The 22508-nt window shown below is 61.5% G+C and carries 24 protein-coding genes; 12 read left to right on the top strand and 12 right to left on the bottom strand.

All coding sequences use genetic code 11. From position 1 onward, the window contains the following. Nucleotides 1-124: 124 nt before the first annotated feature. Both PH551_RS04325 and PH551_RS04320 read right to left on the bottom strand, forming a co-directional pair. Complete coding sequence (locus PH551_RS04325; RefSeq protein WP_097599539.1) at nt 125-724, bottom strand: transglutaminase-like cysteine peptidase; 600 nt, start codon at nt 722-724, stop codon at nt 125-127. A 165-nt stretch (nt 725-889) separates the two neighbouring features. Continuing rightward, entirely contained in the window at nt 890-1714 is an 825-nt protein-coding gene (locus PH551_RS04320; RefSeq protein WP_285191986.1) for an alpha/beta hydrolase, read from the bottom strand. A 179-nt stretch (nt 1715-1893) separates the two neighbouring features. On the opposite strand from PH551_RS04320, the gene infC reads away from it, so the two are divergent. The 5 genes from infC (at nt 1894) to pheT (ending at nt 7122) form a co-directional block, all read left to right on the top strand. After that, nucleotides 1894-2430 carry a translation initiation factor IF-3 gene (infC, locus tag PH551_RS04315; RefSeq protein ID WP_073990355.1) on the top strand — a complete coding sequence of 179 codons (537 nt, stop codon included), beginning with the start codon at nt 1894-1896 and terminating at the stop codon, nt 2428-2430. A gap of 368 nt (nt 2431-2798) precedes the next feature. Beyond that, entirely contained in the window at nt 2799-3002 is a 204-nt protein-coding gene (rpmI, locus tag PH551_RS04310) for a 50S ribosomal protein L35 (RefSeq protein WP_011423646.1), read from the top strand. Between the two features lie 39 nt (nt 3003-3041). Then, entirely contained in the window at nt 3042-3446 is a 405-nt protein-coding gene (gene rplT / locus PH551_RS04305; RefSeq protein ID WP_064693455.1) for a 50S ribosomal protein L20, read from the top strand. A 153-nt stretch (nt 3447-3599) separates the two neighbouring features. Beyond that, on the top strand, nt 3600-4682 hold the full coding sequence (gene pheS / locus PH551_RS04300; RefSeq protein WP_285191985.1) for a phenylalanine--tRNA ligase subunit alpha: 1083 nt from the start codon (nt 3600-3602) through the stop codon (nt 4680-4682). A gap of 16 nt (nt 4683-4698) precedes the next feature. Next, nucleotides 4699-7122, top strand: coding sequence for a phenylalanine--tRNA ligase subunit beta (gene pheT / locus PH551_RS04295; RefSeq protein ID WP_285191984.1), 2424 nt, complete (start codon nt 4699-4701; stop codon nt 7120-7122). 51 nt (nt 7123-7173) lie between these two features. Here pheT and PH551_RS04290 read toward each other — a convergent pair whose 3' ends face one another. Next, a complete protein-coding gene (locus tag PH551_RS04290; protein ID WP_011423650.1) occupies nt 7174-7533 on the bottom strand; it encodes a nuclear transport factor 2 family protein in 360 nt (119 codons plus the stop codon). A gap of 91 nt (nt 7534-7624) precedes the next feature. Next, nucleotides 7625-8620, bottom strand: coding sequence for an aldo/keto reductase (locus PH551_RS04285; RefSeq protein ID WP_285191983.1), 996 nt, complete (start codon nt 8618-8620; stop codon nt 7625-7627). Nucleotides 8621-8749: 129 nt separating this feature from the next. Here PH551_RS04285 and PH551_RS04280 point away from each other — a divergent pair, with 129 nt between their 5' ends. Beyond that, entirely contained in the window at nt 8750-9658 is a 909-nt protein-coding gene (locus PH551_RS04280; protein WP_183700665.1) for a LysR family transcriptional regulator, read from the top strand. Nucleotides 9659-9686: 28 nt separating this feature from the next. Here the strand turns inward: PH551_RS04280 and PH551_RS04275 are convergent, their stop codons facing one another. Then, nucleotides 9687-10184, bottom strand: a complete 498-nt coding sequence (locus PH551_RS04275) for a YciE/YciF ferroxidase family protein (RefSeq protein WP_085776628.1) — start codon at nt 10182-10184, stop codon at nt 9687-9689. 148 nt (nt 10185-10332) lie between these two features. Here PH551_RS04275 and PH551_RS04270 point away from each other — a divergent pair, with 148 nt between their 5' ends. Continuing rightward, on the top strand, nt 10333-10950 hold the full coding sequence (locus tag PH551_RS04270) for a hypothetical protein (RefSeq protein WP_085779928.1): 618 nt from the start codon (nt 10333-10335) through the stop codon (nt 10948-10950). On the opposite strand, the gene PH551_RS04265 is transcribed toward PH551_RS04270, so the two are convergent. Continuing rightward, nucleotides 10940-11383 carry a GNAT family N-acetyltransferase gene (locus tag PH551_RS04265; RefSeq protein ID WP_285191982.1) on the bottom strand — a complete coding sequence of 148 codons (444 nt, stop codon included), beginning with the start codon at nt 11381-11383 and terminating at the stop codon, nt 10940-10942. The two genes, PH551_RS04270 and PH551_RS04265, sit on opposite strands and share 11 nt — an antisense overlap. A gap of 13 nt (nt 11384-11396) precedes the next feature. Then, nucleotides 11397-12344, bottom strand: a complete 948-nt coding sequence (locus PH551_RS04260; RefSeq protein ID WP_285191981.1) for an aldo/keto reductase — start codon at nt 12342-12344, stop codon at nt 11397-11399. Between the two features lie 236 nt (nt 12345-12580). Between PH551_RS04260 and PH551_RS04255 the strand changes: the two genes are divergently transcribed. After that, complete coding sequence (locus PH551_RS04255; protein ID WP_221127898.1) at nt 12581-13567, top strand: Gfo/Idh/MocA family protein; 987 nt, start codon at nt 12581-12583, stop codon at nt 13565-13567. A 9-nt stretch (nt 13568-13576) separates the two neighbouring features. On the opposite strand, the gene PH551_RS04250 is transcribed toward PH551_RS04255, so the two are convergent. Next, the gene (locus PH551_RS04250) at nt 13577-13954 is read right to left on the bottom strand and encodes a GtrA family protein (protein WP_097599529.1); all 378 of its coding nucleotides are present in this window, start codon (nt 13952-13954) and stop codon (nt 13577-13579) included. After that, a complete protein-coding gene (locus PH551_RS04245) occupies nt 13951-14958 on the bottom strand; it encodes a glycosyltransferase (RefSeq protein ID WP_285191980.1) in 1008 nt (335 codons plus the stop codon). Before PH551_RS04245 ends, PH551_RS04250 begins: the two co-directional genes overlap by 4 nt. Nucleotides 14959-15120: 162 nt before the next feature. Here PH551_RS04245 and PH551_RS04240 point away from each other — a divergent pair, with 162 nt between their 5' ends. After that, nucleotides 15121-16968 carry a hypothetical protein gene (locus tag PH551_RS04240; RefSeq protein WP_285192130.1) on the top strand — a complete coding sequence of 616 codons (1848 nt, stop codon included), beginning with the start codon at nt 15121-15123 and terminating at the stop codon, nt 16966-16968. A gap of 28 nt (nt 16969-16996) precedes the next feature. On the opposite strand, the gene PH551_RS04235 is transcribed toward PH551_RS04240, so the two are convergent. Next, nucleotides 16997-17239 (bottom strand): hypothetical protein, encoded by a 243-nt coding sequence (locus tag PH551_RS04235; RefSeq protein WP_020920162.1) that lies wholly within the window; start codon nt 17237-17239, stop codon nt 16997-16999. A 340-nt stretch (nt 17240-17579) separates the two neighbouring features. Here PH551_RS04235 and xseA point away from each other — a divergent pair, with 340 nt between their 5' ends. Beyond that, the gene (xseA, locus tag PH551_RS04230) at nt 17580-19160 is read left to right on the top strand and encodes an exodeoxyribonuclease VII large subunit (protein WP_285191979.1); all 1581 of its coding nucleotides are present in this window, start codon (nt 17580-17582) and stop codon (nt 19158-19160) included. Nucleotides 19161-19162: 2 nt separating this feature from the next. Next, nucleotides 19163-19753: an NAD(P)H-dependent oxidoreductase gene (locus tag PH551_RS04225; protein ID WP_285191978.1), complete on the top strand. Its 591-nt coding sequence runs from the start codon at nt 19163-19165 to the stop codon at nt 19751-19753. Here PH551_RS04225 and PH551_RS04220 read toward each other — a convergent pair whose 3' ends face one another. Beyond that, complete coding sequence (locus PH551_RS04220; RefSeq protein WP_285191976.1) at nt 19754-20251, bottom strand: MarR family winged helix-turn-helix transcriptional regulator; 498 nt, start codon at nt 20249-20251, stop codon at nt 19754-19756. 81 nt (nt 20252-20332) lie between these two features. Here PH551_RS04220 and PH551_RS04215 point away from each other — a divergent pair, with 81 nt between their 5' ends. After that, entirely contained in the window at nt 20333-21244 is a 912-nt protein-coding gene (locus tag PH551_RS04215) for an EamA family transporter (RefSeq protein ID WP_285191975.1), read from the top strand. Here PH551_RS04215 and PH551_RS04210 read toward each other — a convergent pair. After that, nucleotides 21192-22445, bottom strand: a complete 1254-nt coding sequence (locus PH551_RS04210) for an aminopeptidase (RefSeq protein WP_285191974.1) — start codon at nt 22443-22445, stop codon at nt 21192-21194. The genes PH551_RS04215 and PH551_RS04210 overlap by 53 nt on opposite strands. Nucleotides 22446-22508: the final 63 nt, after the last annotated feature.

Raw genomic sequence — 22508 nt, 5'->3', positions numbered from 1 at the left:
GGTGCACAGCACGAACCTCGAAGGACGAGGACTGCGAAAGCTAACGACGACGCGTCTCCAATCTCCAAAAAGCAAAAGGCCGGCTTTCGCCGGCCTTTTCCCCCCGCATCCCCCTTGAAAATTCTTAGCGAAGAGCGCCGACCAGAAGGTCGCGGCCGTTCTCGATGGTGACCCAACGGCCGGCATTGTAGCTCGACTGGCGCTTGACGAAGGTGTAGGGCGTCGCAAACCAGGGCTTCACGTCGGCTGCGAGATTATCGAGCACGAAGTCGCCGTCGGCTGCGCGCAGCGTCAGGACGGCATGGCCTTCACCGTCAGGCTTGCGCACGACGGTCATCAGCAGGTCGGCGGCCGAAAAGCCGCGCTGGATCAGCATGCGGCGCTTCAAGAGCGCGAAATCCTCGCAGTCGCCGGCGGTCGTCGGATAGGCCCAGACCTCGTCCTTGCCGTAGATTTCCTTGTCGGTCATCGGTTTGATCGTGCTGTTGACCGTAGCGTTGACCGAGCGGACGAGCGACCACTTCGCAGGCGTCATCTCGACCGGACCCGCATTGCGGTTCGCGCCGCACTCACTGCTGTGGGTCTGACAGAAATCATAATGGCCGATCGGCTGAGAGGTGGCGTTGCCTGTTACCATGGAAGCATTTCTGCTTGGAGCTGGGATGGCGGCAGTCGCCATCGCAAACACGGCCGTCATGGCCACAAAGATACCCTTGAATCGCACGCCCGCCCTTTCCTCGATCGCCCCTTAAATTATTAACAAATTGTTAATGGAGAGGGCCGAGAAGAGTCAATCGTTACTTCTTGGGAGAGTGTTGCGACGCGCCAACATGGTTAAAATGCAACGGGTTGGCGGCTTGCGTTAGGGGAATTTCTCGGTCGGTGCTGTTCAAATGGGCATCTGCATATTTGTTGATGAACGAATGATGCCTTTGACGGCGCTGAGCTGAAGGGCGATATCGCCCGGGCGGGAAAGGCGGTGGTCGCCATCGCGGATGAAGGTCAGCACCACGTCGTCGGCGGGAAGGTGCTCCAGAAGCTTCATTGCGTGCGCATGCGGCACATCGGGATCTTTCATGCCCTGAAGGATATGCACCGGGCAGCCCGTCTCGATCATGCCGTCGAGCACCCGGTTCTTGCGCCCGTCCTCGATCAGTGCCTGCGTATAGATGTTCGGTTCGGGGCTGTATTGCGAGCGCTCTTCGAAATAGCCGCGCTCCGCCAGCGACTTGCGCTCCTTGGCCTTAAGGTTCGGCTCGATCAGTTCCGACGTGAAATCGGGCGCCGGCGCGATCAGCACCATACCGGCGAGCTTCGGACCACCCTGTCGGGCGAGTTCCTGCGCCAGCCGGAGCGCGATCCAGGCTCCCATCGAGGAACCGACCAGAATGATCCTGTCTGGCGCAAGATGACGAATGACGGCAAGCGCTTCCTCCAGCCAGCGCGAGATCGTGCCGTCGCGGAAGCTGCCGCCGGAAAGACCGTGGCCTGAATAGTCGAAGCGGATGCAGGCGGCCCCGAGTTCGCCCGCCAGCCCGTCGAGCTCCAGGGCTTTGGTGCCGCTCATGTCCGAACGGTAGCCGGATAGCCAAACGAGAGACGGGACGGTATTGCCGGCTTGGGCGGGGCGGACGAGCATGGCGATTTCACGCGCCGCCTCGCCTTCACCGACCTTCATGAACTGGGGTTGGGTATTGGCCATCGGATCGGACATCAGCGAAACTCCTGTTGTTTTGGTCTATAAAACAGATTCTTGGCAGGCTGACAGCGGGTGATTTTTCCGCTATAGGATGATATTGACTCCGTTGCAGCGATAACGAGATAGGTTTGCGCCCCTGATGATCGGGAGCGCGCGGCTGCAACGTTCCGAAACAACGCGAGGAGAATACGACCATTCGCAGACCTTTTAAGACCGATGCGCCCGTGAAGGACGGACCGCGCTCGAATCGTGAAATCCGCATTCCCAAAGTTCAGCTGATCGCGGCTGACGGACAGAATATGGGCGTCGTGCCCACCGACCAGGCCTTGAGAATGGCGGAAGAAGCCGGCCTCGATCTTGTCGAAATTTCCCCCAATGCCGAACCGCCGGTGTGTAAGATCCTCGATCTGGGCAAGCTGAAATATGCCAACCAGAAGAAGGCTGCCGAGGCGCGCAAGAAGCAGAAGATCGTCGAAGTCAAAGAGATCAAGATGCGCCCGAACATCGACACCCATGATTATGAGGTGAAGATGAAGGCGATGGGCCGCTTCTTCGACGAGGGCGACAAGGTCAAGGTGACGCTGAAATTCCGCGGCCGCGAAATGGCTCACCAGGAACTCGGCATGAAGCTTCTGCAGCAGGTCAAGGCGGATACGACCGAGATCGCCAAGGTGGAAGCCGAGCCCAAGCTCGAAGGCCGCCAGATGATGATGGTGCTGGCGCCGAAGTAAGCGCCAGTCACTTTTTGCCCAAGGCCGTCCGCAAGGGCGGCTTTTGTGCGTTCGGCCACCCTGTCTTCGGCCCCTTTGTTTTATGCATGTCGTTATCCCGGAACCGCCGCACACTTCCGCGCGACATGCATAGCCGAAGATTCCTCCGCGGCCCCGTTGCACTTTCGTGACGCTGCGGTTATAAGCGCGCGTCCGAACTGACCGGCAGGGCATGCCGTGGCAGTTTCGAATGCTTGCGGAACGGTTCGTCGCCGATGCCGCAGATCAACAACAAACGCTCCCGCACCTTGTTGCGACGGCCGGAGAACCGGACTTCGCGAGGAGGGCTTTTTGATGAAGCGCGCAGGGAGGACAGAAGGAGTAGCAAAATGCCCAAGATGAAGACGAAGTCCGCTGCCAAGAAGCGGTTCAAGATCACCGCATCCGGCAAGGTCAAGGCGGCTGCCGCCGGCAAGCGCCATGGCATGATCAAGCGCACGAACAAGTTCATTCGCGATGCACGCGGCACGATGGTTCTCGCAGAACCCGATGGCCGCAAGGTCGTGAAGAACTATCTGCCGAACGGTCTCTGAGACTATTCCGGTAACGCGTTAGATTAAGGAGATCATGAAATGGCACGTGTAAAGAGAGGCGTCGCAGCCCACGCCAAGCATAAGAAGGTTCTGAAGCAGGCGAAGGGCTTCTACGGCCGCCGCAAGAACACCATCCGTACCGCCAAGGCCGCCGTCGATCGCGCCAAGCAGTACGCCTATCGCGACCGCAAGGTCAACAAGCGCAACTTCCGCGCCCTCTGGATTCAGCGTATCAACGCTGCCGTCCGCGAATTCGGCCTGACCTATGGCCGCTTCATCGACGGCCTGAACAAGGCCGGCATCGAAGTCGACCGTAAGGTTCTCTCCGACATGGCAATCCACGAGCCGGAAGCATTCGGCGCCCTGGTTGCTGCCGCCAAGAAGGCCCTTGAATATCTCAAGGAAACCGGCACAGCGAACGAGTTTGAAGGCGCGGTTCGGTAACCAGCGCTTCCCAGGCTCTATGCTCTATTGAATTTTGGGAAACCCGCGCTGGTTTGGGCTAGCGCGGGTTTTTCTTTCTCTATACTCCTTGCGCCCCGTCGGCGCTGCCTGCCTCCCGATCCCCCGCCTGATACTGGACGGAAAGAAGTGACAATGTCAGATATCGACCAGCTCAAATCCACCTTGCTTGCCGAAATTTCCGCCGCCGGTGATGAGCCCGCGCTCGAGGCCGTGCGCGTGTCCGCCCTCGGCAAAAAGGGCTCTGTCTCCGAACTCCTGAAGACGCTCGGCGCCATGACGCCGGAGGAGCGCCAGACGCGGGGGGCTGCGATCAACGCCCTGAAGAATGCGGTGACGGACGCCATTGCCGAGCGGAAGTCGGTGCTGAAAATGGCGGCGGTCAATGCCCGTCTTAAGGCTGAGACGGTCGATGTCAGCCTGCCGGTGCGCTCCTCGCCCGCCGAGCGCGGCCGCATCCATCCGATCAGCCAGATCGTCGACGAGATCACCGCGATCTTCGCCGATATGGGTTTCTCGATCGCCGAAGGTCCCGATATCGAGACCGACTACTACAATTTCACCGCGCTGAATTTTCCCGAAGGCCATCCGGCCCGCGAGATGCACGACACCTTCTTCTTCAATCCGGATGAGAACGGCGAGCGCAAAGTGCTGCGCACCCATACCTCGCCGGTGCAGGTGCGCACCATGGAAGCGCAGCAGCCGCCGATCCGCATCATCATTCCCGGCAAGACTTATCGCCAGGATAGCGACGCCACCCATTCGCCGATGTTCCATCAGGTCGAAGGCCTCGTCATCGACAAGAAGGCCAATGTCGCCAACATCCGCTGGGTGCTGGAAGAATTCTGCAAGACCTTCTTCGAGGTCGAAAGCGTGACGATGCGTTTCCGCCCGTCCTTCTTCCCCTTCACCGAGCCCTCCTTCGAGGTCGATATCCAGTGCGACCGCTCCGGCCCGATCGTCAAGTTCGGCGAAGGCACCGACTGGATGGAGATCCTCGGCTGCGGCATGGTCCACCCGAACGTGCTGCGTTATGGCGGGCTCGATCCGGACGAATATCAGGGTTTTGCCTGGGGCATGGGTCTCGATCGCATCGCCATGCTGAAATACGGCATGCCCGACCTGCGCGACTTCTTCAATGCCGACGTCCGCTGGATGACGCATTACGGCTTCCGCCCGCTCGACATGCCGACGCTGTTCGGCGGTCTGAGCGCTTGAACGGAGATTTGGGACGATGAAATTCACGCTCTCCTGGCTGAAAGAGCATCTCGAAACGGATGCCACGCTGGATGAAATCTGCGCCCGCCTCACCGAAATCGGGTTGGAAGTTGAAGATGTCGACGACAAGGCGGCGTTCAAGCCCTTCGTTATCGCCAAGGTCCTCTCGGCGGAAAAACATCCCCAGGCCGATCGCCTGAAGGTGCTGATGGTCGATACCGGATCCGGCGCGCCGGTACAGGTCGTCTGCGGCGCCCCGAATGCGCGCGCCGGCCTCGTCGGTGCCTTCGCCGCACCCGGAACCTACGTTCCCGGCATCGACGTCACGCTTGCCGTCGGCAATATTCGCGGCGTCGAAAGCCGCGGCATGATGTGCTCCGAAAAGGAGCTGCAGATCTCCGACAGTCATGACGGCATCATCGAACTGCCCGAGGATGCGCCGGTCGGCCAGAGTTACGCCGCCTATATCAATCTCGACGATCCGGTCATCGAGATCAATCTGACGCCGAACCGGCCGGATTGCACCTCCATCCACGGCATTGCCCGCGATCTTGCCGCCTCTGGTCTCGGCAGGCTGAAGATGCGCCCCGCGCCGTCCTTTGCCGTCGAAGGCGAGACGCCGGTCAAGCTGACCCTCGATCTCGATGATCCCAGGCTCTGCCCCGGTTTCGCGTTACGGCTTGTGCGCGGCGTCAAGAACGGCCCTAGCCCGCGCTGGATGCAGCAACGGCTCACAGCCATCGGCCTGCGTCCGATCAATGCGCTGGTCGATATCACCAATTACATGACTTTCGATCAGGGCCGGCCGATTCATGTCTTCGATGCCGCCAAGATCAAGGGCAATCTCACTGTCCGCCGCGCCAGGGAAGGGGAGACCGTACTGGCGCTCGACCAGCGCGAATACATGCTCGGCCCGAACAACGTCGTCATATCAGACGAGGACGGCATCGAATCGATCGGCGGCATCATGGGCGGCGAACATTCCGGCTGCGACGACAACACCGTCGACGTGCTGATCGAATCCGCTCTCTGGGACCCGATGAACATTGCCAAGTCGGGCCGCAGCCTCGGCATCATCACGGACGCACGCTACCGATTCGAACGCGGCGTCGATCCGGAATATATGGTTCCCGGTCTCGAACGCACGACCGAACTGGTGCTGGAACTCTGCGGCGGCACCGCTACCAAGGCCGAGATTGTCGGCTATCACGGCTACGAACCGAAGGTTGTCGATTTCCCCTATTCGGAGGTCAAGCGCCTGACAGGCCTCGAAGTCTCGAATGAGGAAAGCAACACGATCCTGACGCGTCTCGGCTTCACGGTCTCAGGCTCCGGCGAGAGGGTCTCCGTCGCCGTTCCCTCCTGGCGCCCGGATGTCGACGGCAAGGCCGATCTCGTCGAGGAGGTCATGCGCATCCACGGCGTCGACAATATCAAGCCGGCGCCCCTCGAAAGCCATGCCGCCGTCAACGGCAAGATCCTGACGACGCTGCAGATCCGCACCCGCACGGCGAAGCGGGCGCTCGCCGCACGCGGAATGCTGGAGGCCGTGACCTGGTCCTTCATTCCAGAGGATCAGGCAAAGCTGTTCGGCGGCGGTTCGCTGGCCCTCAAGCTTGCCAATCCGATCGCCGCTGAAATGTCGGACATGCGCCCGTCTTTGCTGCCGGGTCTGCTGACGGCGGCTCAGCGCAATGCCGATAAGGGTTACGCCGACGTCGCCATGTTCGAAGTCTCCGGCACCTATGAAAACGACCGGCCGGAAGGCCAGCGCCGCGTCGCCGGCGGCATCCGCCGCGGCACGGCATCGCTCGCCGGCGCCGGCCGCATGTGGTCCAATACAGCCAAGGGCGGTGGCAAGCCGGTCGACGTCTTCGACGCCAAGGCCGATGCGCTCGCCGTCATCGAAGCCTGCGGCCTGCCGATGGGCAATATCCAGATCGAGCAGGGCGGCCCCGAATGGTACCATCCCGGCCGCTCCGGCACGATCAAGATGGGGCCGAAGATCGTGCTCGGCTATTTCGGTGAATTCCATCCGCTGACGCTGGAAGCCCTCGATGTCTCCGGCGCTCTCTGCGGCTTCGAAGTCTATCTCAATGCCATGGCGGAGCCGAAAAAGAAGGCGACCCGCACCAAGCCGGCGCTCGATCTGTCGCCTTTCCAGGCCGTCAAGCGCGACTTCGCCTTCGTCGTCGACAAGACGGTGGAATCAGGCGCGATCGTCAAGGCTGCGACCGGCGCCGACCGTAAGCTCGTCACCGGCGTCACCGTCTTCGACATCTTCGAGGGCGCATCGGTCGGCGAGGGCAAGAAGTCGGTAGCGATCGAGGTCCAGATCCAGCCGGTCGATCGCACGCTGACGGACGAGGATTTCGAGGCGCTGACGCAGAAGATCGTGGCCAGCGTCACGAAATTCACCGGCGGCGTCCTCAGAAGCTGAGCTTCATCTGCAGAAGATAGGTTGGACCGGTCGCGCGAGCGGCCGGTCTTTTCATGTGTGCAAATGATAGAGTTTGCTTACGATCACCCATCGGCCTTCGATCTTCAGCAGCGATAGATAGTCGGTGAAGCGCATTCCGGCGAAATCGTCGGTGACCTTCACGCTTGCCGCGTCACCCTCGACATCAACGTTCTGGATGTCCATGAAAGGCTGCGTGCCGGGAGGGGCCGGCTCCTCGGCCAGGATTGCGGCGATGAATTCGTCCCGCGTCAGCCATTCGACGGCATTCTGGTAATAGCCGATGATCGAGCTTTTCGGGTGGAAAGCCTTCTTCAAGGCTGCCGCATTGGCGAAAGCCATGCCTTCGACATAGAGGTGAACCGTCTGCTCGACTGCCTGTCTGTCCGACATGTTTCCATCCCGTTCTCCAAGATGGCGTTAGATAGTTTCGCCGGCCGCGAAGGCAAGCCCGACCTGTGCGACCGGCCGGGCTTGTCCGTTCTCAAATATTCGTCATGGCAAGCGAGGCATCCGAATAGCGCTTGCCCGCCACCTGTGCCGCTGGGATCGCCTCGCCGAGTTGATCGAGCTCCTCCGCGCTGAGCGTGATATCGGCAGCGGCGACGTTTTGTTCGAGGTGGTGAAGCTTGCGCGCGCCGGGGATCGGCACGATGTCGTCGCCCTGGTTCAGCACCCAGGCCAGTGCCAGCTGCGCCGTGGTCACGCCTTTTGCGGCGGCAAGCTTTTCGAGCGTTGCGACAAGCGCGGCATTGGCGTCGAAATTCTCCGCTTGGAAACGCGGTACCTGCCGGCGGAAATCGTCGTCGGCAAGGTCGTCGGCCTTGCGGATCGCTCCTGTCAGGAAACCGCGCCCGAGCGGGCTGTAGGGCACGAAGCCGATGCCGAGTTCGCGGCAGGTGGCAAGCACATCCTCTTCGGGATCGCGCGTCCACAGCGAATATTCGCTCTGAAGCGCTGCGATCGGATGGACCGCATGCGCGCGGCGGATCGTGGCGCTGCCGGCTTCCGAGAGGCCGAGGGCGCGGACTTTCCCTTCCTTCACAAGCGCGGCCATGGCGCCGACCGTCTCCTCGATCGGCACGTTGGGGTCGACCCGGTGCTGGTAGAAGAGATCGATGGTCTCGATGCCCAAACGCTTCAGTGAGGCTTCGGCAACCGCACGCACATGTTCAGGACGGCTGTCGACACCGGCGATGGCGGCAGCGCCGGCCTGGCTGGTATCGATCTTGAAGCCGAATTTGGTGGCGATCACCACGCGCTCGCGGAAGGGCTTCAGCGCTCTTCCGAGAAGAACCTCGTTGGTGAAGGGACCATAGACTTCGGCCGTGTCGAAGAAGGTGACGCCGAGATCGACGGCGCGGTGCAGCGTCTTGACCGATTCCGCTTCGTCGCTGGCGCCATAGGCAAAGCTCATGCCCATGCAGCCGAGGCCGACGGCAGAGACCGTGAGATCGTTTCCGAGTTTTCTGGTTTTCATGATGCGCTCCTTTTCTGAGCTGACGTCGAACCGGTTGGGAGATCATTGCGGTACGGCCAGACTATATCGGCGCCGTATCAATCAAAAAATGCATGCAGTTTCTAACAACCTGTTCTATAATTTAGATCAATGAACAGAAGGCAACTCTCTCAACTCGCCGTTCTCGCCGCCGTCTCGGAACATCGCAGTTTCCGAGCCGCGGCCAAGGAACTGCTCGTCGCGCCGTCGGCGGTCAGCCACGCCATATCTAGCCTGGAGGAAAGTCTCGGCGTCAGGCTCCTGGCGCGCACGACCCGCAGTGTCGCGCCAACGGAGGAAGGCCGGCTGCTTCTCGAAAGGTTGCGTCCGGCGCTCGAGGAAATCGGTATCGCATTGGAGGCGGTCAACGATACGCGCGGCAAACCGGCCGGAAACCTGCGCATCACAGCGCCGCGCTTCGCCTCCGATATTCTGCTCGCCCCGCGCCTTGGCGATTTCCTCAATCTCTATCCCGATATCACGCTGGAGATCGCCAATGAGGACGGCTTCACCGATATCGTCAAGGAGGGTTTCGACGCGGGCATCCGGCTGGAGGAGAGCCTGGAGGCCGATATGATCGCCGTCAGAATCTCGCCCAATCTGACGACAGTGATTGCGGCCTCGCCCGAATATTTCGAACGCTATCCGAAGCCGCAGCACCCGCGCGATCTTGTCCATCATCGCTGCATCAAGCGACGCTTCACCAACGGCTCCATCTATCGTTGGGAATTCGAAAAGGACGGGCAGGAACTGATCGTCGCGGTCGACGGGCCGCTTGTCGTCAGCGAGGACCGGCTGGCCCTTCTTGCGGCGCTGAACGGCGCCGGTCTTGCCTATCTCTTCGATATGCGGGTGCATACTGAACTGTCGGCCGGCAGGCTGGTGCGGGTGCTGGAGGATTGGTGTGCGCCCTATCCCGGGCCGTTTGTCTATTATCCGAGCCGGCGGCAGATGCGGCCGGCGCTGCGCGCCTTTATCGATTTCTTCAGGTATGTGGAGAGGGATGCGGGCGGCCGGTGAGGGCCGCCGCTCGGTTTGCCTCGTTTCGTCAGGCGGCTTTTGCCTTCTGGTTTGCCGCCGTCGTGGCGAGCTTGGTAAGGATCTTGTCGGTGGCCGTTTCCTCCTGCAGCGTCTGGTCGAGCAGGGCGACGACATCCTTCAGGCCGATCGTTGCGGCCCAGGTCTTCAGTGTGCCGTAACGGGCGATTTCATAGTGCTCGACCGCCTGGGCGGCCGAGATCAGCCCGGCATCCAGCGCCGGTGTGCCCTTGAATTCTTCCATGATCTCTTCGCCCTCGGCGATAATGCCCTGGATCGCCTCGCAGGTCTTGCCCTGGGCGCGCTTGCCGATCTTTTCAAAAACCTGCTGCAGGCGCTCGACCTGGGCTTCGGTTTCCTCGAGATGCTTCTGGAAACCGGCCTTCAGTTCGGAGGACTGGGCGGCGCGCGCCATCTTCGGCAGGGCGCGCAATATCTGCCGCTCGGCAAAATAGATGTCCTTGAGCGTGTCGTAGAAGAGATCTTCCAACGTCTTTTCCTTGGCCATTTTCTCGATCCTTGTTTTGGGAAAGGCCGCGAACGCGGCGACACACTAAGAAGCAAAGATCGCGCAATTTGTTCCCGACCGATTTCGGGTGGACTGGAAAACCGCACCGGGCAATCATCCTGCCGCCGATGTGGAGGAAGAAAAGCTCATGCGAAAGCCGGGTTCGATGAAAGGTCTGGAGGATCTCGGCCGCGTACGGCTGTCGCAAAACTTCTTCTTCCGCGATTTCCTCCATTCCGAAATCGCCGATTTCTACCGCATTCCCAATATTCCTGAGAATCCCGACCTTGCGATCGAGGCCGGCAGAAGACTTTGCGACGATTTGCTGGAGCCGCTGCAGACGACGTTCGGACGCCTGCACATCCGCTCCGGCTATCGTTCGCCTGAGGTGAACAAGTTCGGCAACGAGAACAATCTCAACTGTTCGACCAATGCCGCCACATCAGCGGATCATATCTGGGACATGCTCGATTTCGATGGCTGCATGGGCGCGACCGCCTGCATCGTCGTGCCGTGGATGATTGATCATTACCGCGACGAAAGAGATTGGCAGCGACTTGCCTGGTGGATCCACGATCACCTCCCTTATGCCTCGCTTTGTTTTTTCCCCAAGCTCTGGGCCTTCAACATCCAGTGGCACGAACGGCCGAAGCGGGTGATCCAGAGTTATATCAGGCCGCGCGGCATCCTCACCAAGCAGGGCATGGCGAACTGGGAAGGCGACCATTCCGGATGGTATGAGGGATTTCCCGCACTCAGAAACTGATACGGTAGCGGATATGACCGTCGCTTTCGACATAGCTGTCGTAGAGCGCTCGAGCGGCCCTGTTTCCTTCGCTCGTATGCCAGTAAAGCCGCGACCAGCCCTTGGCCTTGCCGAGCGCGACGAGATCGTCCATCAGCGCCCGCCCGACGCCTTTTCCCCGTGCGTCGGAGTCGACGAACAGGTCTTCGAGGTAGCAGTCTCTACCGCGGATCCACGTGCCTTCATGGGTGAGATAGAGCGCAAATCCGATCACCCGGCCATCGACTTCGGCGACGCGCATCGCGATCGCCGAGGCGGGATCGAAGACCCGGCGCCACGTGTGATCGGTGATGTCGGCATCGACCGTCACTTCGTAAAAAGCCAGATAGGCCGCCCAGAGTTCACGCCAACGGGCTTCGTCCTCGGGGCTGGCATCGCGTATCGTTACGGTCATGGGCTTTCCTGTTTCAGGCACCGGCTTCGTCGAGCAGCGCCATTGCTTCTTCAGAAAGTGCAAGTGTCGCTGATTTCACCAAGCTTTCAAGCTGCGATAGACTGGTTGCGCTCGCGATCGGTGCCGTCACGCCCTTCTTGCGCAACAGCCAGGCGAGCGAGATTTCCGCGGGTTTGGCGCCGGTCTCGGCCGAAACCTGATCAAGCGCGGCGAGGATGCGCAGGCCCTTGGCATCGAGATATTGCGAAACCCGGCCTTCCCGAGCGCGGCCTTCCGTATCGGCCTTAGTGCGGTATTTGCCGGTGAGGAAGCCGGCCGCGAGGCTGAAATAGGTGATGACGCCGATGTCTTGCTTGATGCAGAGTTCGGCCAGTGGCCCCTCGAAGCTCGCGCGCTCGTAAAGATTATATTCCGGCTGCAGCACGTCGTATCGCGGCAGGCCGGCCTTCTCGGCTGCGTCGAACGACGCCTGCAGCAGATTCGCATCATAGTTCGAGCAGCCGATGGCGCGGACCTTGCCCTGCTGCTTCAGCTTGGCGAAGGCGCCGAGCGTTTCCTCGTGCGGCGTATCGGCATCCGGCCAGTGCGCGAGATAGAGATCGATATAGTCCGTCTGCAGCCGGCGCAGCGAATCCTCCACCGCCTTCAGGATGTATGCCTCCTTGAGGGTCTTTCCCTGTCCCATGTCCGAGCCGACTTTGGTAATGATAACGGCCTTGTCGCGGGAAATTCGCGCCTGCTTCAGCCACCGCCCGATGATCTCCTCGGAATCGCCGCCCTTGTTGCCGGGAACCCACGCGGAATAGACATCCGCCGTGTCGATGGTGTTGAGCCCCGCGTCGAAGAAAGCGTCGAGAATGGCGAAAGATGTTTTCTCGTCAGCCGTCCAGCCGAAGACATTGCCGCCGAAGACGATCGGCGACACCGAAAGACCTGTTTTCCCAAGCCGGCGCATGTTCATGACGCTCTCCAAAATGAATAATTTGATTGAAACCGCGGATACGGCAGGGCGCCGGCCCGGAGCATGATGCCGAAAAGTGCGAACGATTTTCGGAGTCATCATGCTTGTTGTTTCGCCTAACCTAGCGCGATCCGGGCGGGAGGGAAGCCAAGTTTCCGTGATTTCAGCTTGTGCCATTGCGCCGCAGCAGAGGCCTGCATATGGTTCGCGGAAAATCAGCTTTGGGAGATTGAATCATGTTGCGTTTCGGTATCATATCAACGGCGAAGATCGGCCGCGACAACGTCGTTCCAGCAATTCAGGACGCGGAAAACTGCGTCGTCACCGCAATCGCAAGCCGCGATCTCGCGCGCGCGAGAGAGATGGCCGACCGCTTTTCCGTGCCGCATGCCTTCGGCTCCTACGAGGAGATGCTCGCCTCCGACGTCATCGACGCTGTCTACATTCCGCTGCCGACCTCGCAGCACATCGAATGGGCGATCAAGGCGGCCGATGCCGGCAAGCATGTGCTCTGTGAGAAGCCGCTGGCATTGAAAGCAGCCGATATCGACGAGGTGATCGCCGCCCGCGACCGGAATCGGGTGGTGGTGACCGAAGCCTATATGGTCACCTATGCCCCCGTCTGGCAGAAGGTGCGTTCGCTGATCGCGGAGGGTGCGATCGGTTCGCTCCGGCATGTTCAGGGCGCCTTCACCTATTTCAACCGCGACCCCGCCAACATGCGCAATATTCCTGAACTCGGCGGCGGCGGCCTTCCCGATATCGGCGTCTACCCCGTCATGAGCACCCGCTTTTCCACCGGCAAGGAGCCGCTCCGGATCCAGGCGATCACCGAGCGCGATGCGGATTTCGGCACGGACATCTATTCGAGCGTCAAGGCTGATTTTGGCGATTTCGAGCTGAGTTTCTATGTCTCTACGCAGATGGCCAACCGCCAGGTCATGGTCTTCCATGGCACCGAAGGTTACATCGAGGTCAAGTCGCCCTTCAACGCCAATCGCTGGGGACCGGAAGAGATCGAACTGGCCGATCGCAGCCACAATGAATCGCGCATCTTCCGCTATCAGGACAGCCGCCAATACAGGCGCGAGGTCGAGGCCTTCGCTCGGGCGGTAAAGAACGGCAAGGAAGAGATCGTCACGCTCGAAAACTCGAAGCTGAACCAGAAGGTGATCGATGCGATCTACCGCGCCAGCGAGAAGGACGGCTGGGAGCCAGTCTGATCATTCCGCTCATTCCGGACGGAAGACGAAGCGCGAATAGCCGAAGAAGCTGAAGACCATCGAGGCGACGCTGGCGATCACCATGGCCGCCAGCGGCTGGAGCGTGGGCAGCGAAAGCAGCAGCGCAGAGTAAAGCCCGTAATTGACAAGCGCCGCCGTCACGCCGACCGAGCCGTAGCGGAAACCCTCGGCAGCAAGCGACCGCCCGGAACGATCGAAGGTGAAGCTGCGATTGAAGGCCCAGGTGGTCGCCATTGCCACCCCGATGGCGACGAGCCGCGCCAGAAATGGGCCGAGCGGCGTCAGATGGAGCAGCGCCGCCAGCATGCCGGCATCGACAAGGAAGCCGATGCCGCCGCCGATCGCGAAGCGGACGAGCTTTCTCATGCCGCATCCGCCTTTCCGGGACGTTCACGCGATGCCGGTTTTGCGTCGGCGAGCGGCGCCTTGGCCGCGCTGGCGGTCTCCAGGCTCATATAATGGATGCGAAGCTGCTCGGCCCGGGCCCGGGCCACGGAATCCAGGATGACGCCGGCGGTAAAAAGCATGAAGGAGATCATCATCAGCGCCATCGACAGCACCCAGGTCGGCATGCGGCTGACGAGGCCCGTGTCGAAATATTCCGCCAGGACCGGCGTCATGAAGCCGAGGCTCGTCAGCATGAAGGCGGCGCTGATCGCGCTGAAGAAGGCGAAGGGTCGCGTTTCCTTCATCAGCATCGCGAACATCCAGAGGATTTTTCCGCCGTCGCGGAACGTCGAAAGCTTGGAGTGCGAACCTTCCGGGCGGCGGCCATAATCGAGCTCCAGCTCGCTGACCGGAAGTTTCAGCCGGGAGGCATGCACCGACATCTCGGTTTCGATCTCGAAGCCGCCGGATACTGCCGGGAAGCTCTTGACGAAGCGGCGCGAGAAAGCGCGGTAGCCCGAAAAAATATCGGTGAAGTCGGGGCCGAAGATCGTCCGGTAGAGCAGGTTGAAAAGCCGGTTGCCAAGCGCATGGCCCTGGCGGCCGGCGTCAGCATGCACGCCGCGCCGGGTTCCCACAACCATGTCGGCGCGTTCGGTCAGAAGCGTCCGCACCAGCTCCTCGGCATCGCCGGGTGCATAGGTTCCGTCGCCGTCGGCGATGATGTAGATGTCGGCCTCGATGTCGGCGAACATGCGGCGCACGACATGTCCCTTGCCTTGCCGCCGCTCGCGCACGACATGCGCTCCGGCCAGCATCGCCTGCAGCGCGGTGCCGTCGGTGGAATTATTGTCGTAGACGTGGATTGCGGCATCCGGCAGCGTCGCCCGGAAGCCCTGCACCACGGAGCCGATCGTCGCAGCTTCATTATAGCAGGGAAGCAGGACGGCAATGTCCGGGTGATGGGAACGCGTTCGGGCCATGACTCTACTCGTTACACTGAAAAGCCGCCAACAGCTTAAATCATGCAGCGTTAATAAGACCCTATGACCGAGGCAAAATCGGCTGCCTGCGCAAACGGCTTTACACTTTCTTGATCGGCGCCCGCTAAGGTTCGGCGATCTGGAAACGAGTTGCTAACCACGATGAATGCCGTGCAGCCGATCGCCAATGCGTCGACCGTGACCGCCGCCCGCAGGAGCCGGCTCGGGGCGCTGCTGACGCGTCTCTGGCCCGCCGTCATCGCCTATAGTGTCATCCTCGCCGCCGTCATCCTTGTTACCAAGCTCTCCGGCGCCACGGATTATGTCGGTCCCGACAATGACGATGGCATGCGTCTCGTCGAGGTTCGCGATTTTCTTGCCGGTCAGGGCTGGTTCGATCTGATGCAATATCGTCTCGGCCTCGCCGGCGGTACGCTGATGCATTGGTCGCGTTTAATCGATCTGCCGATCGCTTCGCTGATCTGGTTCTTCGACCTGTTTGCGCCGCGTGAAACCGCCGAGGCGCTGGCGTTGGCCGTCTGGCCCGTATCGCTCATCTTTCCTGCCATGCTCGCCATGGGCGTTGCCGGCCGGCGGATCGGCGGCATTGCGGGTATGCATATCGCCCTCGGTCTCACTGCACCGGCGATCTACATCGGAAACCGCTTCGCCCCTGGCGCCATCGATCATCACAATGCGCAGCTGGCGCTGGTCGCGACGATGGTGGCCATGCTCATGGATCCCGCGCGTCGCGGTTGGAGCTACGCGGTCGCCGGCGTTGCGGCGGCTGTCGCCATCGCCATCGGCGCCGAGACCACTCCTTTCGTCGCTGCCGTCTGCCTCACGGTCGCGCTGCTCTGGGCATGGGAAGGCGAGAATTTTTGCGCTGCGGCCCGGGCCTTCGGGCTGTCGCTGACGATTGCGATCAACATTCTTTTCTTCGCAACGGTTCCGCCCCGGCTCTATTCGATGGTTACCTGCGATAATCTCTCGCTCGGCTACTACAGTCTGGCGGCGATCGGCAGCGGCCTCCTGTTGTTTTCGGCCATTTTTGCGAGCGGCTTGCGTCGACCCTTGCGCTTTATCGCGCTCGCCTTTGTCGGCGCCGGCGTTTTTGGTGCGGCGATCGTCATCGCACCGCAATGCCTGAGCGATCCGTTGGGCAGTCTCGATCCGATGCTGGTCGAACTCTGGCTGCGCCATATTTCAGAAGCCCAGTCGCTCCTGGCGCTGGCGCGCACCGATCCCACCTTGGTCGGAGCCTTCTATGCGGCAGGTCTGCTCGGCATTGCCGTCTGCATCTTTCGCCTCATTCAGAGCGATCGCGTGCAGATCCACCTTATCCTGCTCTTCCTGCTTGCCACGAGCTGGGCGATCGCGCTGGTCCAGGTGCGCGGCTCTTCCTTCTCGAACCTGCTTTCGATCCTGCCGCTCGCCCTGCTGATTATCGATGTCAGGCGCATCTCCAACAGCGACAGCGAGAATGTCGCTGCCGCCCTTGTCTATGTGACGAGTGTTCTCGCAAGCGTTCCGGCGGTCTGGGCCGTCGGCGGCGGGCTTGTTTCAATGCAGATGGAGAACGATGCGCAGAACAAAGCGGCGGAGCCGGCAAAAGCGCTTTCCTGCACATCGAAAGAGGCGCTGGCACCGCTTGGCGAACTACCGCCCGGCCTGGTCTCCGCGCCATCGGAAATGGGTGTGCCGATCCTCCGATTCACTCAAAATCGGGTTCTCGCCGCCCCCTATCACCGAGATCAGGGCGGCATGCTGACGGAAATGCATATCGGCCTGGCAAAGCCGCAGGAGGCGGAAGCCTTTTTGAAGGGAGCCGGTGTGACGGCGCTTGCTTTCTGCCCGAAGGACCTGCAGACGCGCGAACTTGCCAAAATGAAGCCGGATGGGCTCTATGCCGAACTCGGCAAGGGGAATATTCCGCCCTATCTGGAACCACTTGCAAAAGTGCCGGATACGGGCGTCCAGTTCTTCCGCTACCGGCCGACGGCGAATTGACGCCGGCAGCCTTTATGTTGCGCTGACGTCAGTGAGACGTGCGGACGGCCCGCAGACGGTCGCTGGCATAAAGCCCGAGCACAAAGAGGATAAGACCGCCATTATAGCCGAGAATGGCATAAACAAGCGCCAGAAGTGACACTGGCCCCGGCGAGGTTATCGCCGCCAGGGTGAAGCTCATTCCGATCAACGCGGCCACCAACGCGATCCCGGCGGCCGAGCGCATTAACCCGGCGCTGATGCCCAATGCTGCTGCTGTGAGAATAATCATTTCAGCACCTTCCCAGAGAGAACGAGGGGAAGAATAGGAAGCGCCAACTAACAAAGATTTACCGGCTCTCTCGGCTGAAAATCCTTTGTATTGCGGTGGTTAGCAATCCCTTTCGGGTAAAACGCGCTTTTTATCTATGCGTTCCGCGGCGAAGGGGATTTTCCCGTTTTTCTTGTCATTTTTTTCTGCTGCAACGACCGCATGCACGCAATGCCCATAGCATGAGTCTTGATAGAACGGCGTCGACTCTGCCACGCTAACGGTTCAGCCGCCGGGAAAACGGGTCTCTCCGGCGGTCGTGGACCTTCCTGTTTCCCGCCAATGGAAATAGAAAGGAGGGATGAGCAACCTCTTCGACAGCGATTCGCCGACCAACCTTGCCGAATATTCGGTTTCGGAGCTTTCCGGCTCGATCAAGCGCACCGTCGAAACCGCCTTCGATCAGGTTCGCGTGCGCGGGGAAATATCCGGTTATCGCGGTCCGCACTCCTCCGGCCACGCTTATTTCGCACTGAAGGATGATCGCGCCCGCATCGACGCCGTGATCTGGAAGGGCACGTTCTCGCGGCTGAAGTTCCGCCCGGAGGAAGGCATGGAGGTGATCGCCGCCGGCAAGGTCACCACTTTTCCGGGCTCCTCAAAATATCAGATCGTCATCGAGACGCTGGAGCCGGCAGGCGCCGGCGCGCTGATGGCGCTGATCGAGGAGCGCAAGCGCAGGCTCGGCGCCGAGGGTTTGTTCGACGCCGCCCGCAAGAAGCGGCTGCCCTTCATGCCACATGTGATCGGCGTCGTCACTTCGCCGACCGGCGCCGTCATCCGCGATATCCTTCACCGCATCTCCGATCGGTTTCCCGTGCATGTCCTCGTCTGGCCGGTGAAGGTCCAGGGGGAGGGATCCGGCGAGGAGGTGGCGAACGCCATCCGCGGCTTCAACGCGCTGGGGCCCGCCGGCGCCATCCCCCGCCCGGATGTGCTGATCGTCGCGCGCGGCGGCGGCAGCCTGGAAGATCTCTGGAGTTTCAACGACGAGATCGTCGTGCGCGCCGCTGCCGAAAGCCGCATACCGCTGATCTCGGCCGTCGGCCACGAGACCGACTGGACGCTGATCGACTATGCCGCCGATGTCCGCGCTCCGACCCCGACGGGGGCCGCGGAAATGGCCGTGCCCGTCAAGGCGGAGCTCGAGGCGCAGGCTGCGGCGCTTGCCGCCCGCCTGCAGGGCTGCATGAACCGGCAGATGGATCAGCGCCGCCAGTCCGTCCGTAGTCTGATGCGGGCATTGCCCTCGCTCGATCAGCTTCTCGCCTTGCCGCGCCGCCGTTTCGATGAATCGGCCGTCGGTCTTGGTCGCGGGCTGGAACTCAACACCATCAACAAGCGTCGCGGCTTCGAGCGTATGGCCTCGCATCTGCGCCCCGATGTGCTCTCCAATCGCATCGCCGAGCGACGCCAGCTTCTGAGCGAGCGCATGGCGCGGGCCGAGCGCACAATCGAGCGTCTGCTCGATCGCTCGAAATCCCGCATTGACCGCGCCGAGGCCATCCTCGCTTCGCTGCCGGCGCGGCTGAAGACCCAGACAGACCGCAGTCGTGAGCGGCTCGGCAACCTTTCGCGCCATGCCGATACGGCGATCCGCCATCAGCTGACGCGCGCCCGCGCCGAACTTTCCGCTCAGGACCGCGTGCTGCAGTCGCTCTCCTACAAGAATGTGCTGAAGCGCGGCTACGCCGTCATTCGCGATGAGGACAACAGGCCGGTTTCGCAGGCGGCGGCACTCTCCCCCGGCATGGGCATCGCCATCGAATTTGCCGACGGCCGGGTCGGCGCCATGACCACAGAAGGCGGCGTACCGCCCGCCGGGGCGAAGAAGCGGGGCGCGAAACCTGCCGAGACGCCGAAGCAAGGAAGCTTGTTCTGACGATGCGGATCCTGCTGGTGCTTGCCCATCCGCTGCCGGAAAGTTTCGCCGCCTCGGTGGCGCGCACGGCGCGCGAGGCACTGGAAGCATCCGGGCATGTTGTCGATCTCATCGATCTCTACGCTGAGGATTTTGATCCGCGCCTTTCCGAAGCCGAGCGCCGCGGTTACTTCGATATGCCCTACGACACTTCGGCCGTTGCCGGCATCGTTGGCCGCCTGAAGGCGGCTGAAGGTCTCGTCCTCGTCTTTCCGCAATGGTGGTTCAATTTTCCAGCCGTGCTGAAAGGGTTCTTCGATCGCATCTTCGCGCCCGGCGTGGCCTTCACGCACGATGCCGCCGGCGGCCGCATCGTGCCCGAGCTTACCAATATCCGGCTGCTCTATGCGTTGACGACGACGGGCTCGCCCTGGTGGCTGGTGCATCTTTATATGGGCGATCCCGTCCGCCGCCTGCTGAAGCGCGGCATTGCCGCATTCTGCGCGAAGAAGCTCGTCTTCCGAATGCTGAGCCTGCACGACATGGACCGCGCGACTGATGCCAGGCGCAAGGCGCATTTGGAGCGCGTCCGTAAGTTGCTCGCCGCAGTCTGACTATTCGAAGTCCGACAGGAACTTCTTGAGCAACCGGTCGAACGTGGCCCTTTCATCGGGTGTCAGATTGCACGTCAGCCGCTGCTGATTGGCGACATGGGCGCCGACCGCCTCTTCGACGGTCGCAAGTCCCTTGTCGGTCAGCGCAATCAGCACGCTGCGCCTATCCTGCGGATTGACGATGCGCTCGACGAATCCCGCTTTCTCCAACTGGTCGATCCGGTTCGTCATCGTGCCGGAGCTCACCATCGTCATCTCCAGAAGCTCGCCCGGCGAAAGCCGGTGCGGCGCGCCTGAACGGCGAAGTGTGGCTAGGACGTCGAAGGCCGGGGTGGAAAGCCCGTGCTTCATGAGCACGGCTTCGACCTCGCGGCCGAGATGGGTGCCGAGGCGCTTCAGGCGCCCGAGGATGCCCATCGGTTCGACGTCGAGGTCGGGCCGCTCGCGCCTCCATTGCGCCAGGACTCGGTCGACGTGATCTTGCTTCTCTTCACTCATGTCACATCGATAGCAGTGGATATCTTGACGTCAAGATAAAATGGACTATGCTGAATTTATCTTGATATAGAGATTCTTGATATGAAGACAAATTCCCGCCATATCGCCGACGTGTTGACGACCGCTATCGCCCCCGCCATCTGGGGCAGCACCTATTTCGTCACGACGTCCTTCCTGCCCCAGGGGTATCCGCTGTCTGTCGCCATGCTGCGTGCTTTGCCGGCCGGCCTGCTTCTCCTGCTCATTGTCCGGAAGCTGCCGACGGGGGTCTGGTGGGGCCGCGCCTTCATTCTCGGCGCGCTGAACTTCTCGTTCTTCTGGACAATGCTCTTTGTTTCGGCCTATCGCCTGCCGGGCGGCGTCGCGGCCACGGTCGGCGCCGTTCAGCCGCTGATTGTCATCGCCTTGTCGCGCCTATTCCTCGGCAAGCCGATCCGCTTCCTTGCCGTCGTCGCCGGCCTGATCGGTATGGCAGGCGTCGCGCTGCTGGTGCTGACGCCGAATGCAGCGCTCGATCCTCTGGGCGTTGCGGCTGGCCTTGCCGGCGCCGTCTCCATGGCCTTCGGCACCGTGCTGACCCGTCACTGGCAGCCGCCTGTTTCCAGCCTTACCTTTACGTCATGGCAATTGACCGCGGGCGGTATCCTGCTCGTGCCCGTCGCCTTGCTGCTTGAGCCGGCGCTACCGGTGCCGACGGCCGCCAATATTCTCGGAATCGCCTGGCTTGGCCTGATCGGAGCGGCCTTTACCTATCTGCTGTGGTTTCGCGGTCTGTCCCGCATCGAGCCCTCGGCTGCGGCGTCGCTCGGCTTCCTGAGCCCCGTCGTTGCCACTCTTCTCGGCTGGCTGGCGCTCGGCGAGAGCCTGACGCCGGCGCAGCTTGCCGGCTTCGCCATGGTCCTTGCCAGCGTCTGGCTCAGCCAGCGCACGGTGATGCCGCTCAGGCCCACTCGCCCTGCCGCATCACCGGAACCCGCCCACCGTCCGGTGTGATGCCGTCGATATCGACCTTGTCGGAGCCGATCATCCAGTCGATGTGGATCAGGCTGGAATTGCCGCCCTGCGCCTTGATCTGCTCCTGGCTCAGTGAAGCGCCATCGAGGAAGCACTTGGAATAGCACTGGCCGAGCGCGATGTGGCAGGAGGCGTTTTCGTCGAACAGGGTGTTGTAGAACAGAATGCCGCTCGCTGAGATCGGCGAGGAATGCGGCACGAGCGCCACTTCGCCGAGCCGGCGCGCGCCCTCGTCGGTATCAAGCACCTTATTCAACACTTCTTCGCCGCGTGACGCCTTGGCTTCGACGATCCGCCCACCCTCGAAGCGCACCTGGATATTGTCGATCAGCGTGCCCTGGTGCGAGAGCGGTTTGGTGCTCGAGACATGGCCTTCGACCCGCAAAGCATGCGGCGTCGTGAACACCTCTTCAGTCGGAATATTCGGATTGCAGGTAATGCCGTTCTTGGCGGTGGAGGCGCCGCCATGCCACTCATGCCCGTCGGCAAGACCGACCGTCAGATCGGTGCCCGGCCCCTTGAAATGCAGGGAGGCAAAACGCTCGCCGTTCAGCCAGGCTGAGCTCTTGGCGAGATTGGTATTGTGCTCCGCCCAGGCGGCGACAGGGTCGCTGACATCGACGCGCGAGGCGGCAAAGATCGCCTTGGCGAGCTTGGCGATTGCGATCGGTTCCGGGTCGTCGGGGAAGACCACCTTGGCCCAGGAGGGGTTGGGATAGGAGACGATGTTCCAGTTGATGTCGAAATTCGAGATCTTTTCCAAGGCCGGCTTATAGGCGGTTGATGTGGCGCGATTGGCGCGGCCGACCTTGCCGGCATCCTGCTCGGAAAGCAGCATTGGATTGTCGCCGGCGACCGCCAGGCGGGCCGCCCCGTTGGCATAGGCCTTGGCCATGCCCTCGTAGAGCCAGTCGGAGGCGCGGTCGAAGCTCTCGTCGCTGCCGTACTGATAACGCGCCAGCGTCGTTTCCTCGTCGGAGTAGAAGGCGCTTACCAGACCGGCGCCGGCCTGATACGCGTGTTTGGTGATGAGGCGAACGAGCGGGAGCGCCACAACAGGCGCGGTGATCACCAGATCCTGGCCCTTCTGCAGCTGCAGCCCGACCTTGACCGCGACTTCCGCGAGTTTCTCCAGCTTGACGGGATCAACGGTGTTCTGGCTCTGGGGCATGAAAGTCATGGTTCAACCTGCCTTCTGTCATCGACGCTAGAGCAATTCCAGGAAAAGTGCGAAGCGGTTTTC

Origin of the sequence: Rhizobium atlanticum (assembly GCF_030182485.1) — a bacterium.
Taxonomy (GTDB): domain Bacteria; phylum Pseudomonadota; class Alphaproteobacteria; order Rhizobiales; family Rhizobiaceae; genus Rhizobium.
This window is presented reverse-complemented; position numbering and strand designations above follow the sequence as displayed.

Excerpts from the sequence above, each read along its gene's own strand:
- rpmI (WP_011423646.1), top strand. The coding sequence starts at position 2,799 with ATGCCCAAGATGAAGACGAAGTCCGCTGCCAAGAAGCGGTTCAAGATC.
- PH551_RS04255 (WP_221127898.1), top strand. The coding sequence starts at position 12,581 with ATGTTGCGTTTCGGTATCATATCAACGGCGAAGATCGGCCGCGACAAC.
- pheS (WP_285191985.1), top strand. The coding sequence starts at position 3,600 with ATGTCAGATATCGACCAGCTCAAATCCACCTTGCTTGCCGAAATTTCC.
- PH551_RS04235 (WP_020920162.1), bottom strand. The coding sequence starts at position 17,239 with ATGATTATTCTCACAGCAGCAGCATTGGGCATCAGCGCCGGGTTAATG.
- PH551_RS04210 (WP_285191974.1), bottom strand. The coding sequence starts at position 22,445 with ATGACTTTCATGCCCCAGAGCCAGAACACCGTTGATCCCGTCAAGCTG.
- PH551_RS04280 (WP_183700665.1), top strand. The coding sequence starts at position 8,750 with ATGAACAGAAGGCAACTCTCTCAACTCGCCGTTCTCGCCGCCGTCTCG.
- rplT (WP_064693455.1), top strand. The coding sequence starts at position 3,042 with ATGGCACGTGTAAAGAGAGGCGTCGCAGCCCACGCCAAGCATAAGAAG.
- PH551_RS04250 (WP_097599529.1), bottom strand. The coding sequence starts at position 13,954 with ATGAGAAAGCTCGTCCGCTTCGCGATCGGCGGCGGCATCGGCTTCCTT.
- PH551_RS04285 (WP_285191983.1), bottom strand. The coding sequence starts at position 8,620 with ATGAAAACCAGAAAACTCGGAAACGATCTCACGGTCTCTGCCGTCGGC.
- PH551_RS04260 (WP_285191981.1), bottom strand. The coding sequence starts at position 12,344 with ATGAACATGCGCCGGCTTGGGAAAACAGGTCTTTCGGTGTCGCCGATC.
- PH551_RS04270 (WP_085779928.1), top strand. The coding sequence starts at position 10,333 with ATGCGAAAGCCGGGTTCGATGAAAGGTCTGGAGGATCTCGGCCGCGTA.
- PH551_RS04275 (WP_085776628.1), bottom strand. The coding sequence starts at position 10,184 with ATGGCCAAGGAAAAGACGTTGGAAGATCTCTTCTACGACACGCTCAAG.
- xseA (WP_285191979.1), top strand. The coding sequence starts at position 17,580 with ATGAGCAACCTCTTCGACAGCGATTCGCCGACCAACCTTGCCGAATAT.
- pheT (WP_285191984.1), top strand. The coding sequence starts at position 4,699 with ATGAAATTCACGCTCTCCTGGCTGAAAGAGCATCTCGAAACGGATGCC.
- PH551_RS04240 (WP_285192130.1), top strand. The coding sequence starts at position 15,121 with ATGAATGCCGTGCAGCCGATCGCCAATGCGTCGACCGTGACCGCCGCC.
- PH551_RS04265 (WP_285191982.1), bottom strand. The coding sequence starts at position 11,383 with ATGACCGTAACGATACGCGATGCCAGCCCCGAGGACGAAGCCCGTTGG.
- PH551_RS04245 (WP_285191980.1), bottom strand. The coding sequence starts at position 14,958 with ATGGCCCGAACGCGTTCCCATCACCCGGACATTGCCGTCCTGCTTCCC.
- PH551_RS04215 (WP_285191975.1), top strand. The coding sequence starts at position 20,333 with ATGAAGACAAATTCCCGCCATATCGCCGACGTGTTGACGACCGCTATC.
- PH551_RS04220 (WP_285191976.1), bottom strand. The coding sequence starts at position 20,251 with ATGAGTGAAGAGAAGCAAGATCACGTCGACCGAGTCCTGGCGCAATGG.
- PH551_RS04320 (WP_285191986.1), bottom strand. The coding sequence starts at position 1,714 with ATGTCCGATCCGATGGCCAATACCCAACCCCAGTTCATGAAGGTCGGT.
- PH551_RS04225 (WP_285191978.1), top strand. The coding sequence starts at position 19,163 with ATGCGGATCCTGCTGGTGCTTGCCCATCCGCTGCCGGAAAGTTTCGCC.
- PH551_RS04290 (WP_011423650.1), bottom strand. The coding sequence starts at position 7,533 with ATGTCGGACAGACAGGCAGTCGAGCAGACGGTTCACCTCTATGTCGAA.